This window comes from Tenacibaculum sp. 47A_GOM-205m (assembly GCF_000518405.1).
Classification (GTDB): domain Bacteria; phylum Bacteroidota; class Bacteroidia; order Flavobacteriales; family Flavobacteriaceae; genus Polaribacter; species Polaribacter lutimaris.
Genome location: NZ_JADN01000003.1, coordinates 537078 through 551292 on the forward strand (window position 1 = coordinate 537078; position 14215 = coordinate 551292).

Sequence of the window (14215 nt, forward strand, 5' to 3'; positions counted from 1 at the left end):
CGGGATTTTTTATTATGATATAAACCTTTTTTTGAAAAACTAGTTTTTTTGAAGTGGACTTATAATTTCTACATCACTAAAAGCAATAGCTCCTCTAATAACACTGTCAATTGTAGTTTTTAAAGCTTCTATCAATTGCATTTTTAACTGTGATTTATGATAAATTAAACTTACTTCACGAGCAGGTGGTGGAGTTTCAAATTCTCTTAAATGAGCTTTGTCTCTATCATTTAAATCTAAGGTGTTTAAATAGGGAAGTAAGGTCATTCCTAGCCCATCTTTAGATAGCTTAATGAGTGTATCAAAACTTCCGCTTTCTAACTGAAAGTGATGTGTAGCACTTCTTTTATTTGTTCTACAAAGGTTAATTACACTGTCTTTAAAACAATGTCCATCTTCTAATAGTAAAATATCATCAACCTCTAAATCGTCAACTTTTAATTTCTTTTGATTGAATAAACGATGTTCACTAGGAACTAAACCAACAAATGGCTCATAATATAAAACACGTTCTTTAATAGCTTCATTTTCTAGTGGAGTAGCAGCGATAGCAGCATCGATATAACCATCCATTAACTTTCTAACAATTTCTTCAGTAGTTAACTCTTCAATAATTAATTTAACTTTAGGATAGTTTTTGCTGAAAGTTTTTAAAAACATAGGAAGTAACGTAGGCATAATAGTAGGGATGATTCCTACTCTAAACTCTCCTCCAATATATCCTTTTTGTTGATGAACAATATCTATAATACGATTACTTTCATCAACAATAACTTTAGCTTGTTCTACAATACGTTTTCCTACTTCTGTTAATTCTATAGGTTTTTTTGAGCGATTAAAAATTTTAGCATCTAATTCTTCTTCCAACTTTTGAATTTGCATACTAAGTGTTGGTTGAGTTACAAAGCAATGCTCTGCAGCAATTGTAAAGTTTTTATATTCAGCAACAGCAAGTGTATATTTTAATTGCGTTATAGTCATTTGTATAATAATTTTCGATAAAGATATTAAAACAATCAATAACCTTTATAGTTAAAACATGAAAAGTTGCGCTAAATTTGTAATAGAAAAAGTAAAAAACTTAAAATCAATACACTATGACGACTACAATTTTAGGGTTAGACAAACAAAAAACAACAACTTTAGTAAATGAGTTAAATACTTTGTTAGCTAACTTTCAAGTATATTATCAAAATGCAAGAGGTTTGCACTGGAATATTAAAGGAAAAAACTTTTTTGAGTTACATATGAAGTTTGAAGAGTTTTATACAGATGCACAGGAAAAAGTAGATTTAATAGCAGAGCGTATTTTAACACTTCAAGGTACGCCTTTACATACTTTTGATGATTATACAAGTGTATCAAAAGTTCCTGTAGGGAAAAATATTTCAAACGATGTTGAAGCAGTTAAATTAATTATAAGCTCATTGTCTGAATTATTAAAAATAGAACGTACAATTCTTGATTTGTCTGACGAAGCTGAAGATGAAGGTACAAACTCAATGATGAGTGATTTTATTGCAGAACAAGAAAAAACGATATGGATGATGAATGCTTGGTTAGGCTAAGAACTACTCACCTATTTTTTAGGGGATACAAAGGCAACGTGTACGCGTTGCTTTTTTTGTTTTAAATGAAAAATCTGTAACTTATTTTTTTATCTATCGTCGTATGAGTATACTAATCAAAAAAATGAATAATGAAAACACTAAACCGAATTAAAAAAGCATTTGTTTTCTTTTTGTGTCTGTTGTTAACAAACGTGATATTAGCTCAGAATTTAGAATTAAAAATAGATGAAGTTTTACAATCGAAATTCAAAAATAATGAAACCGGAGCAGTAGCTTTGGTTGCAAAAAAAGGAAATGTTATTTACAGAAAAGCTTTTGGGAAAGCTAATATAGAGTTAGATGTAAACATGAAGCCAGAAAATGTTTTTGAAGTAGGTTCAATAACAAAACAATTTACATCAGTTTCAATATTAATGCTATTAGAAGAAGGTAAGCTAAGTTTAGAAGATGATATTACAAAATATATATCTGATTACCCAACTAAAGGAAAACGAATTACAATACACCATTTATTAACTCATACTTCTGGAATTAAAAGTTATACATCAATGCAAAAGTTTGGTGAAGTAACAACAAAAGATATGGAGCCTTTAAAATTTATTGATTTCTTTAAAAATGAACCAATGGATTTTGAGCCAGGAGAAAAGTATTTATATAACAATTCAGGGTATTTTATTTTAGGATATATTATAGAAAAAACTAGCGGAATGAGTTATCCAGAGTTTGTTGAAACTCGAATTTTTAAGAAATTAAATATGAATTCTTCTTATTATGGAAGTCGTTCCAAACTGATTAAGAATAGAGCAGCAGGTTATCGAATGAGAAATGGAGAATATTCAAATGCCCAATATATAAGTATGACATTACCTTATGCGGCAGGTTCAATCATGTCAAATGTAGATGATATGTTAAAGTGGCAAACAGCCATTCGTAATAACACATTAGTAAAAAAAGAAACAATTGATAAAGCGTTTACCAATTACACTCTGAATAACGGAAAGAAAATGAATTATGGATATGGTTGGAATTTAAACGAAATAAAAGGTGTGCCAACTTTGGAGCATGGAGGTTCAATACCTGGTTATAAATCTATGGGAGTGTATGTTCCGAGTGAAGATGTGTATGTAATTGTATTTTCTAATTGTGGGTGTAAATCACCAACAGACTTAGCTATAAAAATTGCGGCTTTAGCTATTAATAAACCTTTTTCTGTAGCCGATAGTAATTTTTCTATATCAAAAGAAGAATTAAATAAATGGGTAGGCGCTTATGAGTTTGAAGATGGAGGGATTCGTTTCATTAGTTTAAAAGATAATCAATTGTATAGTCAAAGAGAAGGTAGTTCAAGTAATTTTAAAATGTATCCAACTTCATCTAATGAATTTTCTTTTGAAGACGGATTTTATACGTATAAGTTTTCAGAAAAAAGAGGAAAGAAAACAGCTATTTTTCAAAACAGAATTAATAAAGAAATAGGTGTTTTTACAGATAAAGAAGCGCCAAAGGAGAAGAAGGAAGTTTTGGTAGCTCCAGATGTTTTAAAAAGATATGAAGGTAAATATGAGTTACAACCAGGGTTTGTAATTACAGTAACTTCTAAAGGAAACCAATTATTTGCTCAAGCTACTGGGCAATCACAATTTGAATTATTTGCAGAAAACCAAACAAAATTCTTTTTAAAAGTAGTGCAAGCGAGTATAGAATTTCATGGGAATGAAAATGGAATAATTACAGCGTTAACATTGTATCAAGGAGGAAGAGAAATGAAAGGGGTAAGGCAATAATTAGAATAAATATTTTATTAAAATACGAATACTTACAAAGGCAATCAAAATAGCGGTTGCCTTTTTTAATTGAGTAGGAGTAAAGAGCTGATTGCTCATTCTGCTACCAATTTGTCCGCCAATAAAAACGGTAATTAATAAAATAGAAGTAAGTTTCCAATCAATATAAAACTCAGGGTTTGTGTATTGACCTATCAAGCCAGATATAGAGTTTACCAAAATAAAAAAGCTAGCAGTTGCTGCTATTTTTTTAGGAGTGTCCCAATTGGTTAAATGAAGTAACGGAGCTAAGAAAATACCACCACCAATACCAACCATTCCAGAAATAAAACCAATTACTCCACCATAACCCGCATTTTTAGCTAAGTTTAAATCTTTAGTTTTACTATTATTGGTAACTACTTTGTTAGAAATCCACATGGTAATAGCAGCAAAAAGTAGTGTAAAACCTAAAAGAATAAAGAAAAATGTTTGACTTATTTTTAAATAGCCACCTAAAAATGCTAAAGGGATACTAAACAAAGTGAGTGGAATAACCTTTTTCCAGTTATATTGTTTTTGTTGTGTGTATAGTAAAACATTTCCGGTAACAACCATCACATTACAAAGTAAAGCTGTAGCTCTTATTTGTGTAAAAAGTAATCCTGTAAGCGCTAAAACAGCTAAGTAACTAGAACCTCCACCAAACCCGACAGAGGAGTATAGAACAGCAACAATAAAAAAAAGTAAGATTATGTACCAATTAGTGCTTAAAACATCTAAAAAAAGAGATATCATCATATTAAACAAATGTAACTATAAAAGTTTTTTGAAAAAAGCTGATGATTTACTCTTTTAGAAAAGACTTTTTAAACTGCTGAGGAGTAATCATCTCCATTTTTTTAAACTGTCTGTTAAAGTAGCTAATATTATTAAAACCAGATTTGTAAGCTATTTCAGAGATTCGTAGGTTTTTAGATTGTTTTATCAGTTTCTTAGAAAATTTAATTTTTTCAGAATTGATATAATCAATAGGAGAGATTCCTAAGGTGTTTTTAAACTTTTTATGAAAATGAGAAGTACTCATACAAGCTTTTTCAGCTAAAAGCTCAACTGTAATATCTTTATTAGTAAGGTTGTTTTTTATAAATTTAATAACCATACCTATTCGAGTATCAGAAAACGTATCGGTAGGATCATTTAAAATAAAAGCTTTAGCCTTAGTTTGTAAAAGTCTAACAATTAATTCTTGAATCATAAGATCCAATAAAATGTCTTTAGATTTATTTTGGTCAGTAAAAGTGTGTACTAAACGTCCAACTAAATGATTAATATCCGTATTATGAACCAAATGTGACGAATTATCATTCAAGCTCCAGTTGTTATTTTCTCTCTCTATAGCTACATTATGATTGAATTTTTCTACAATTTCATCAATTTTATGCGAATCAATTCCTAAAGCTAAACACTGAGTAGGATTGTTTTTATCTGCTAAAGGAAAATCAATAATCATTTCTTTGTTTTTTGGCATTACTACAGATTCGCCAGGGAAAAAATCAAAAGGATCCATTCCTTCTAAATGCATTATTTTTTTTCCGGTTAGCATACTCGCAATCACAGGAAAGTCAAAAGTTAACGAAACTTGTTCAGCATGTTTGTGAGTTTCAAAAATATTCAACTCAGCATATTCAGCGTTATATGTAGTTCTGTTTTCAACTAAAGTAGTGAGTTTTCGGCTTTCTTTATGGCGACTTAATAAATGATTCATAATCAATAGTACAAAATTCGATTTGTGTTTTTTGGGGAATAATAGATATGTGTTACAATTTAATAAATATGTTCAATGTATTGGTTATCTGATATTATACTTTTACCAAAATTACGAAATATTCATTTTTACATATGATTAATTAAGAAAATGTTATTTCGTTGACTAAATTCAAATAAAACACAAAAATACAAAGTTTATGAGTTATACTAAACCAAAGTTTAAAGACACGTATGCTAATTTTATTAATGGAGAGTTTGTTGCTCCGTTAGGAGGAGAGTATTTCGAGAATAGGTCTCCAATAGATAATAGTATCATTGCAAAATATCCAAGATCACAAAAAGAAGATGTAGAGTTAGCTTTAGATGCTGCAAATGCAGCTAAAGAGAGTTGGGGAAATACTTCTGCTGCAGAAAGAGCTTCTTTATTAAATAAAGTAGCGGACATTATTGAAGCGAATTTAGAAGAATTTGCACTAGTAGAAACTTGTGATAATGGAAAACCTATAAGAGAAACCTTAAATGCAGATGTTCCTCTAGCGGCAGATCATTGGCGTTATTTTGCTGCAGCAATTAGAGCAGAAGAGGGTAGTGCTACCGAGCTTGACCAAAATACCTTATCAATGAACATTAAAGAGCCTTTAGGAGTTGTTGGACAAATTATTCCTTGGAATTTCCCTCTTTTAATGTTATCGTGGAAGTTGCCTCCTGCATTAGCAACAGGAAACTGTGTGGTGTTAAAACCAGCAGAACAAACACCATCATCTGCAACATTATTAATGGAAAAAATAGCAGGTGTTTTTCCTCCAGGAGTTTTAAACGTAGTGCACGGTTTTGGGCCTGAAGCAGGAAAACCATTGGCATCGAGTCCAAGAATAGACAAAGTAGCCTTTACAGGTGAAACTACTACAGGACAATTGATTATGCAATATGCTTCTAAAAACTTAAACCCTGTTACAATGGAGTTAGGAGGAAAGTCTCCAAACATTTTCTTTAATAGTGTAATGGATGAAGATGATGCATTTTTAGATAAAGCAATTGAAGGAGCTGTTTTGTTTGCTTTTAATCAAGGAGAAGTATGTACCTGTCCGTCACGTATTTTAGTACAAGAAGATATTTATGATAAGTTTATGGAACGTGTGGTAGCAAGAACAAAAGCTATCGTACAAAACAGTCCATACGATGTTAATACAATGGTTGGTGCACAAGCATCTAACGATCAATACGAAAAAATTCAAGCCTATATTAATATAGGAAAAGAAGAAGGAGCAAAAGTATTATGTGGTGGAGAAGCTAATAAGTTAGATGGAGATTTAGCAAATGGTTTTTACATCAAGCCAACTATTTTAGAAGGGCATAATAAAATGCGTGTGTTCCAAGAAGAGATTTTCGGACCTGTAGTTTGTGTTACAAAGTTTAAAGATGAAGCAGAAGCTTTAGAAATAGCGAATGACACAATGTACGGATTAGGAGCAGGGGTTTGGACACGTGATGCGCATCAGTTGTATCAAATTCCAAGAGCAATTAAAGCAGGTAGAGTTTGGGTAAACTGTTACCATGCATACCCTGCACATGCGCCATTTGGAGGTTACAAAAAATCAGGATTTGGTAGAGAGACCCACTTAATGATGATGGACCACTATCGTCAGACTAAAAACATGTTGATATCGTACGATAAAAACAAGTTAGGGTTCTTTTAGTTGTTTGAAAATACTGAGCTTGAAAAAGCTCAGTATTTTATAATTAAAAAAGATGGAAAGAGTAGCAATAACAGATGCGGCAAAAGCGATAGTTGAAAAACTAAAAAAAGAACATGGAGATTTAATTTTTCATCAAAGTGGAGGTTGTTGTGATGGTTCATCACCAATGATTTTTCCTAAGGATGAAATGTATTTAGATGATAGTGATGTTTTATTAGGAGTGTTAGAAGAAGTCCCTTTTTATATGAATAAAGACCAATACGAATATTGGAAACATACTCATTTAACAATAGATATAACCGAAGGTAGAGGTTCTAGTTTCTCATTAGAAATACCTTTAGGAGTTCGTTTTATTGTGCATTCTCGCTTATTGCAAAATGATGAAGATTAGTTTATGTTTTAAGAAGAAGGAATTAATAAGTTGATAAACAATTAAAAATGATTTATTTTAGTGGCTTAAGCTAAAATAAAAGATGTATAAGAATGAGTAACTACCACGTAAAAACATTAGAAGAATATTTTCAATTATATAGAAAGTCAGTAAGAAACCCAGAGTTATTTTGGGAAGAAATAGCAGAAGAGCACTTCGTTTGGAGAAAAAAATGGGATAAAGTTGTAGAGTACGATTTTTCAAAACCAGAGTTTAAATGGTTTGAAGGAGCAAAACTAAATATTACAGAAAACTGTATAGATCGTCACATACATATTAGAGGAGATAAAACAGCTATTTTATTTGAACCTAATAACCCAGATGAAGAAGCAGAACATATTTCTTACAAGGAATTACACAAACGTGTTTGTAAGTTTGCTAATGTGTTAAAAGAACAAGGGATAAAAAAGGGAGATAGAGTTTGTATTTATTTACCAATGATTCCTGAGTTGGCAATTTCTATTTTAGCTTGTGCCCGAATAGGAGCGGTACATTCTGTAGTGTTTGCAGGATTCTCATCTACAGCCTTAGCAACAAGAATTAACGATTGTGAAGCAAAAATGGTAATTACTTCCGATGGTTCTTACAGAGGAGCTAAAACAATTGATTTAAAAAGTATTGTAGATGAAGCATTAGAAAGTTGTTCATCAATAGAAACAGTGTTGGTAGCTAAACGAATTCATTCAGATATTGAATTAAAGGAAGGTCGTGATAAATGGTTACAGCCTTTATTAGAAGAAGCTTATCAAGACTGTGTTCCTGAAATTATGGATGCTGAAGACCCATTGTTTATTTTGTACACATCTGGTTCAACAGGAAGTCCAAAAGGAATGTTACACACCACAGCAGGGTACATGGTGTATACAGCATACACGTTTAAAAATGTATTCAATTATAAAGAAAATGATATTTATTGGTGTACGGCAGATATTGGTTGGATTACAGGGCATAGTTACATTGTATACGGTCCGTTAGCTAATGGTGCTACAACAGTAATGTTTGAAGGTGTGCCTAGTTACCCAGATTTTGGTCGTTTTTGGGAGATAGTTGAAAAGCACAAAATAACTCAGTTTTATACAGCACCTACGGCTATTAGAGCTTTAGCAAAAGAGAACTTAGATTTTGTAGATAGCCACGATTTATCATCATTAAAAGTATTAGGTACGGTAGGAGAGCCAATTAATGAAGAAGCATGGCATTGGTATAATGATAATGTAGGAAAAAAGAAAAATCCAATTGTAGATACTTGGTGGCAAACAGAAACAGGAGGAATCATGATTTCACCATTACCATATTTAACACCAACAAAACCAACATATGCAACTTTACCACTTCCAGGAATTCAATTGGCTTTAATTGATGAAAACGGAAAAGAGATTAAAGGAAATCAGGTAGATGGTCGTTTGTGTGTAAAGTATCCTTGGCCTTCTATGGCAAGATCAATTTGGGGAAATCACCAACGTTATAAAGAAACTTATTTCTCTGCGTATGATAATATGTATTTTACAGGAGATGGAGCGCTACGTGATGAAGTAGGCTATTATCGAATTACAGGTCGTGTAGATGATGTAATCATTGTTTCAGGTCATAATTTAGGAACCGCTCCTATTGAAGATTCTGTAAATGAACATCCAGCAGTAGCAGAAAGTGCTATTGTAGGTTTCCCTCATGATGTTAAAGGAAATGCGTTGTACGGTTATGTGATTTTAAAAGAAACAGGAGAAGAAAGAAATCAAGACAATCTTCGAAAAGAAATAAATCAAATAATAACTGAACATATTGGCCCGATAGCAAAATTAGATAAAATTCAATTTGTTGAAGGATTACCTAAAACGCGTTCAGGAAAAATAATGAGACGTATTCTACGTAAAATAGCACACAACGAATTAGATAATTTAGGAGATGTATCTACGCTCTTAAACCCAGAGGTTGTGCAAAACATTATAAAAGAAAGACTTTAGTTGTAGAAAATAAATAAACAGTAAAATTTTAAAGCCAATACATTTATAAATGTGTTGGTTTTCTTTTTAAGTGTAATTTTAAACGATTGTTTCGACCAATTAGAACAAATCAATTATCATGAAAAAAATACTAGTACTAATAGCTATAACTCTTGTTTCAATAGCATGTAAAAAAGAAGTTAAAAAGGAAACAAGTAAAAAAGAAGAAGTAGCAACGTTAAAATATCCAAAAGCTTTAGAAGAGGTTTTAAAAAAACATGGAGGAATTGAACAATGGAAGAAAATGAAAACATTGTCATTCACACTAAAAAATGAAGAGCATACTACAGATTTACATTCACGAAAAACAGTAGTAAATTCACCAGAATATTCTTTAGGATTTGACGGAAAAGAAGTGTGGTTACAACAACAAGATTCAACAGCTTTTAAAGGGAATCCTAAGTTTTATTATAATCTATATTTTTATTTCTATGCAATGCCTTTTGTGTTAGCAGATGATGGTATTGTATATTCAGAAACAAATCCACTAATTTATAAAGGAGTAACCTACCCAGGAATAAAAATTTCATACAAAGCCAACGTTGGAACTTCACCAGATGATAATTATTTTATATTTTACCATCCAGAAACAAAACAAATGGCTTGGTTAGGGTATACGGTTACCTTTTTTAGTAAAGAACCAACAGATGCGTATAAAATTATAAGATACAACGATTGGGAAAATGTTAACGGTTTGTTGTTGCCAAAATCCATAACTTGGTATGCTAAAGATGAAAACGGGCAACCAACAGAACCAGCAAGAGAACCAATTCAGTTTAAAATGCCTTTGTTAAACGAAGCATCTTTAGCCAATAGTTTTTACGAAAAACCAAAACAATAATCAACTAATAAACAAACAAAGTATGGATAAAAAGTATGTATGGAAAAAAGAATACACGTTAGTCTTAGTGGCTAATTTAGTATACATCGTGTTATTTTATATAATCACTAACATATATACAAAGTAAACCATGCAAATAGTAGATTGGATTGTTCTTTCAATAACCTTATTGTTTATTGTTTTATATGGAGCTTGGAAAACCAGAGGAAGTAAAAATGTAGAAGATTATATAAAAGGAGGAAACGAAAGTAAATGGTGGACGATTGGTTTGTCGGTTATGGCAACACAAGCCAGTGCCATTACTTTTTTATCTACTCCAGGACAAGCGTTTCATAGCGGAATGGGCTTTGTACAGTTTTACTTCGGGTTACCAATAGCAATGGTAATTATCTGTTTGGTGTTTATTCCTATTTATCACCGATTAAAAGTTTACACAGCTTACGAATATTTAGAGGGAAGGTTCGATCAAAAAACTCGAACCTTAACTGCAATTCTGTTTTTAATTCAACGTGGATTAGCTGCAGGAATTACCATTTTTGCCCCAGCTATTATTTTGTCAGCAGTTTTAGGTTGGGATTTAGTTACGCTAAATATAATAATAGGTGTTTTGGTAATTATTTACACCGTTTCAGGAGGAACTAAAGCAGTGAGTGTTACGCAAAAACAACAAATGGCTGTAATTTTCGCAGGAATGTTTGTTGCTTTTTACTTGATATTACAATATTTACCAGACGATATTACATTTACCAAAGCACTAGAAATTGCAGGTGCTTCTGATAAAATGAAAGTGCTAGACTTTTCTTGGGATTTAAATAATCGTTATACTGTTTGGACAGGTATTTTAGGAGGAACCTTTTTAATGCTATCTTATTTCGGAACTGATCAAAGCCAAGTACAGCGCTATTTATCAGGGAAATCATTAAGAGAAAGTCAATTAGGATTGATTTTTAATGGGCTGTTAAAAGTACCGATGCAGTTTTTTATTCTGTTAGTTGGAGTAATGGTGTTTGTATTTTATCAGTTTAATCCGTCACCGTTAAATTTTAACCCAAAATCAGGAGAAGCAATAGCAAATTCCAACCTTGAAACAATAGAACAATATGTAAAATTAGAAGAGCAGCATCGTTTTATTGAAGGAAGAAAAAAAGCGCTGATTTTTGAAGGGTTAACTCCTGATAATGTAGCACAGATTCAAGAGTTTAATGAACAAGATAAAGTACTAAAGGAAGAAGCGAAAACTATTATTTCAGAAGTAGATCCGTTAGTAGAAACAAACGATAAAGATTATGTGTTTATTCACTTTATTCTAAATAATTTACCCAAAGGATTAATAGGTCTATTATTAGCAGTAATTTTATCAGCAGCCATGTCTTCTACAGCATCTGAATTAAATGCTTTAGGAGGTACAACAGCGATTGACTTGTACAAACGAAATACTAAAATAGAATATAGCGAAGAGCATTATGTAAAAATGTCAAAATGGTTCACTTTAGGTTGGGGGATTTTAGCAATTTTAGTCGCCTGTGTAGCTAATTTATTTGATAATTTAATTCAGCTCGTAAATATTATAGGTTCCATTTTCTACGGAAACGTGCTGGGGATATTCTTATTAGCCTTTTTTATAAAATACGTAAAAGGAAATGCGGTATTTGTTGCAGCAATAATCACACAACTAATAATCATAGCAGTTTGGTATATTGATTGGTTGCCGTATTTGTGGTTAAATGCTTTAGGGTGTGGATTAGTAATGTTATTAGCAACAATAATCCAAACATTTTCTAAAGAAAACTAACTTTTTTCTATTCGTAAAGCATCAATAATATCAGAAGCTATTAAAGCATTGTGTCCTTTTTTACTAGCAGCTTCGTCACCTGCTTTTCCATGAAAATATACACCTAATAAAGCAGCGTGTAAAGACGAATAGTTTTGAGCTAATAATCCAGTTATGATTCCTGTGAGTACATCACCGCTACCGCCTGTTGCCATTCCTTGGTTTCCAGAAGTGTTGAAGTACAAATTTCCTTCAGGAGAAGAAATCACAGTGTACGCATTTTTTAAAACTACCACACATTGATATTTTGCAGAAAACTCTAGTTGCTTCTGAAAACGTTCCGTTGAGGTGTCAGAGTTTCCAACCAATCTATCAAACTCTTTAACATGTGGGGTTAAAATAGAATTTTTAGGAAGTAACGATTTTAATTCTTCATTTTGCGCAATAATATTGATGGCATCAGCATCAATAACTAGCGGATTCTTACTTTCAGAAAGTAGTTTTTTTACAACTTGTATTGTTTTTTCGTTTGTATCTAGTCCAGGACCTATTCCGATAACGTCGTATTTGGAAATTTCTGGAAGTTGGGCCACGAATTCTTCATTCTCATCGGTTATACACATTGCTTCAGGAATGGAAGATTGTATAATTTGATAACCACATTTAGGAACATACGTAGTTAATAGTCCTGTTCCACTTCGTAAGCAAGCTTTAGATGATAGTGTTGCGGCTCCCATTTTACCATAAGAACCAGCAATCAGTAAAGTATGTCCATAATCTCCTTTATGAGATTGGCGAGGTCTATTAGTTAGAATCTCAACAATTTTCTCATTAAGAATAAAGTGTTTGCTGTCTTGTTGTTGTACGAACTTTTCGTCTAAACCAATATCAACTGTTTTCCAGTGTTTTACATAGTTTCCATTTTCAGGAAAAAAGAAAGAAAGTTTAGGGCGTTGAAAGCTAACTACAATATCTGCTTGTACAATGGTTTCAGAGTCAGGTAGTTTATCACAATACAATCCAGAAGGTACGTCAACGGCATATACTGTTTTTTTAGCTTTGTTGATGTTTTCAATAACTTGTTTTGTAAAACCTGTAATGGGTCTTGAAAGTCCAAAACCAAAAATTCCATCAATAATAACATCATACTCAGAAAAATCAGGAATTTCGCTAGTTGAATTTATAACAATTGTATCATGTAGTTTTTCATAGTTAATAATACAATCGGGTGTAAGTATATCTTTAAACTGAACTAAAAAGGGCTGTATATTGTATTTTTTGTTTCTTAAAATTCTAGCTATGGCAAATCCATCACCTCCATTGTTTCCAGAACCACCAACAATGGCAATTTTTTGTGAACGTTGTAATAAAGGTTCAATAGCTTTAACAAAAGCAAGAGAAGCCTGTCCCATAAGGGCGAAAGAAGAAATGTCTTCTTTTAAAATAGTGTGTTTATCTGCTTCTCTTGTTTGAGAAACATTAAGGATTTTTTCTAGTATTTTCATGTAGGAAATATACAATTTTATGTATAGTAACCCAAAAAAAGAACCGTGCAAAATTTTGCACGGTTCAATGATATTTCATGTTGTTTTATGAGTGTTAAATTCTTGCGTTTACAAGACTCATAATACGTTCAAATTGTTCTTTAAGTCCCATATCTGAATTGTCAAATTCAATAGCATCATTAGCTTTGATTAAAGGAGAATCTTCTCTGGTAGAATCAATTCTATCACGCTCTTGTACATTTAGTAAAATTTCTTCATAATTAACTTTATCACCACGATCAAGTAGTTCTTTGTAGCGACGTGTGGCACGTTTATCGGCAGAGGCGGTCATAAATAATTTTAATTCAGCATTAGGAAAAACCACGGTTCCAATATCACGACCATCCATTACAATTCCTTTGTTTTTTCCCATTTCTTGTTGCTCTTTTACTAGTTTTTTTCGCACATCAGAAATAGTAGCAACTTTACTTACTAGTTTAGAAACTTCAATAGTTCTAATTTCTTTTTCAACGTTAATGTTATTTAAAAACATTTCAGCAAAACCAAGTTGTTCGTTGAAGGTAAATGATAAAGAAACATTGTCTAAATCAGCAATCAACTCGTTAGAGTTAAAAAAAGTTTCGGAAATATAGTTTTGTTGCATAGCGTACAAAGTAACTGCTCTATACATAGCGCCTGTATCAACATAAATATAACCTAATTCTTTTGCTAATTGTTTAGCAATAGTGCTTTTTCCTGTTGATGAAAAGCCGTCAATAGCGATAGTTATTTTCTTAGTCATAAAATAGTGTAATGAACAACAAATATACGGCAGATTTTTAATATAGTTTTACAGGTAAGAGTGTTGAAATTTTAAGAAAGAATAAT

12 protein-coding genes are annotated in these 14215 nt (G+C 31.8%); 7 read left to right on the forward strand and 5 right to left on the reverse strand.

Going from position 1 to position 14215, the window contains the following annotated elements:
- Nucleotides 1-39: 39 nt before the first annotated feature.
- On the reverse strand, nt 40-981 hold the full coding sequence (locus tag N534_RS0102660; protein WP_028890998.1) for a hydrogen peroxide-inducible genes activator: 942 nt from the start codon (nt 979-981) through the stop codon (nt 40-42).
- A 116-nt stretch (nt 982-1097) separates the two neighbouring features.
- On the opposite strand from N534_RS0102660, the gene N534_RS0102665 reads away from it, so the two are divergent.
- Nucleotides 1098-1568: a Dps family protein gene (locus N534_RS0102665; protein ID WP_028890999.1), complete on the forward strand. Its 471-nt coding sequence runs from the start codon at nt 1098-1100 to the stop codon at nt 1566-1568.
- Nucleotides 1569-1699: 131 nt separating this feature from the next.
- Nucleotides 1700-3355, forward strand: coding sequence for a serine hydrolase (locus N534_RS14960; RefSeq protein ID WP_081728264.1), 1656 nt, complete (start codon nt 1700-1702; stop codon nt 3353-3355).
- Here N534_RS14960 and N534_RS0102675 read toward each other — a convergent pair whose 3' ends face one another.
- Nucleotides 3356-4135, reverse strand: coding sequence for a sulfite exporter TauE/SafE family protein (locus tag N534_RS0102675; RefSeq protein WP_028891000.1), 780 nt, complete (start codon nt 4133-4135; stop codon nt 3356-3358).
- A gap of 46 nt (nt 4136-4181) precedes the next feature.
- On the reverse strand, nt 4182-5102 hold the full coding sequence (locus N534_RS0102680; RefSeq protein ID WP_028891001.1) for an AraC family transcriptional regulator: 921 nt from the start codon (nt 5100-5102) through the stop codon (nt 4182-4184).
- Between the two features lie 199 nt (nt 5103-5301).
- On the opposite strand from N534_RS0102680, the gene N534_RS0102685 reads away from it, so the two are divergent.
- The 5 genes from N534_RS0102685 to N534_RS0102705 all read left to right on the forward strand — a co-directional run bounded on the left by N534_RS0102685 (nt 5302) and on the right by N534_RS0102705 (nt 11864).
- Nucleotides 5302-6801 carry an aldehyde dehydrogenase family protein gene (locus N534_RS0102685; protein WP_028891002.1) on the forward strand — a complete coding sequence of 500 codons (1500 nt, stop codon included), beginning with the start codon at nt 5302-5304 and terminating at the stop codon, nt 6799-6801.
- Between the two features lie 52 nt (nt 6802-6853).
- Complete coding sequence (locus N534_RS0102690; protein ID WP_028891003.1) at nt 6854-7192, forward strand: DUF779 domain-containing protein; 339 nt, start codon at nt 6854-6856, stop codon at nt 7190-7192.
- Nucleotides 7193-7284: 92 nt separating this feature from the next.
- Nucleotides 7285-9192, forward strand: coding sequence for an acetate--CoA ligase (gene acs / locus N534_RS0102695; protein WP_028891004.1), 1908 nt, complete (start codon nt 7285-7287; stop codon nt 9190-9192).
- Nucleotides 9193-9310: 118 nt separating this feature from the next.
- A complete protein-coding gene (locus N534_RS0102700; protein WP_028891005.1) occupies nt 9311-10072 on the forward strand; it encodes a DUF6503 family protein in 762 nt (253 codons plus the stop codon).
- Nucleotides 10073-10202: 130 nt separating this feature from the next.
- Complete coding sequence (locus N534_RS0102705; RefSeq protein WP_028891006.1) at nt 10203-11864, forward strand: sodium:solute symporter; 1662 nt, start codon at nt 10203-10205, stop codon at nt 11862-11864.
- Here the strand turns inward: N534_RS0102705 and N534_RS0102710 are convergent.
- Complete coding sequence (locus N534_RS0102710; protein WP_028891007.1) at nt 11861-13348, reverse strand: bifunctional ADP-dependent NAD(P)H-hydrate dehydratase/NAD(P)H-hydrate epimerase; 1488 nt, start codon at nt 13346-13348, stop codon at nt 11861-11863. The genes N534_RS0102705 and N534_RS0102710 overlap by 4 nt on opposite strands.
- 94 nt (nt 13349-13442) lie before the next feature.
- Complete coding sequence (gene cmk, locus N534_RS0102715) at nt 13443-14129, reverse strand: (d)CMP kinase (RefSeq protein WP_028891008.1); 687 nt, start codon at nt 14127-14129, stop codon at nt 13443-13445.
- Between the last annotated feature and the right edge of the window lie 86 nt (nt 14130-14215).

Excerpts from the sequence above, each read along its gene's own strand:
- N534_RS0102680 (WP_028891001.1), bottom strand. The coding sequence starts at position 5,102 with ATGAATCATTTATTAAGTCGCCATAAAGAAAGCCGAAAACTCACTACT.
- cmk (WP_028891008.1), bottom strand. The coding sequence starts at position 14,129 with ATGACTAAGAAAATAACTATCGCTATTGACGGCTTTTCATCAACAGGA.
- N534_RS0102660 (WP_028890998.1), bottom strand. The coding sequence starts at position 981 with ATGACTATAACGCAATTAAAATATACACTTGCTGTTGCTGAATATAAA.
- N534_RS0102710 (WP_028891007.1), bottom strand. The coding sequence starts at position 13,348 with ATGAAAATACTAGAAAAAATCCTTAATGTTTCTCAAACAAGAGAAGCA.
- acs (WP_028891004.1), top strand. The coding sequence starts at position 7,285 with ATGAGTAACTACCACGTAAAAACATTAGAAGAATATTTTCAATTATAT.
- N534_RS0102685 (WP_028891002.1), top strand. The coding sequence starts at position 5,302 with ATGAGTTATACTAAACCAAAGTTTAAAGACACGTATGCTAATTTTATT.
- N534_RS0102700 (WP_028891005.1), top strand. The coding sequence starts at position 9,311 with ATGAAAAAAATACTAGTACTAATAGCTATAACTCTTGTTTCAATAGCA.
- N534_RS14960 (WP_081728264.1), top strand. The coding sequence starts at position 1,700 with ATGAAAACACTAAACCGAATTAAAAAAGCATTTGTTTTCTTTTTGTGT.
- N534_RS0102665 (WP_028890999.1), top strand. The coding sequence starts at position 1,098 with ATGACGACTACAATTTTAGGGTTAGACAAACAAAAAACAACAACTTTA.
- N534_RS0102690 (WP_028891003.1), top strand. The coding sequence starts at position 6,854 with ATGGAAAGAGTAGCAATAACAGATGCGGCAAAAGCGATAGTTGAAAAA.
- N534_RS0102705 (WP_028891006.1), top strand. The coding sequence starts at position 10,203 with ATGCAAATAGTAGATTGGATTGTTCTTTCAATAACCTTATTGTTTATT.
- N534_RS0102675 (WP_028891000.1), bottom strand. The coding sequence starts at position 4,135 with ATGATGATATCTCTTTTTTTAGATGTTTTAAGCACTAATTGGTACATA.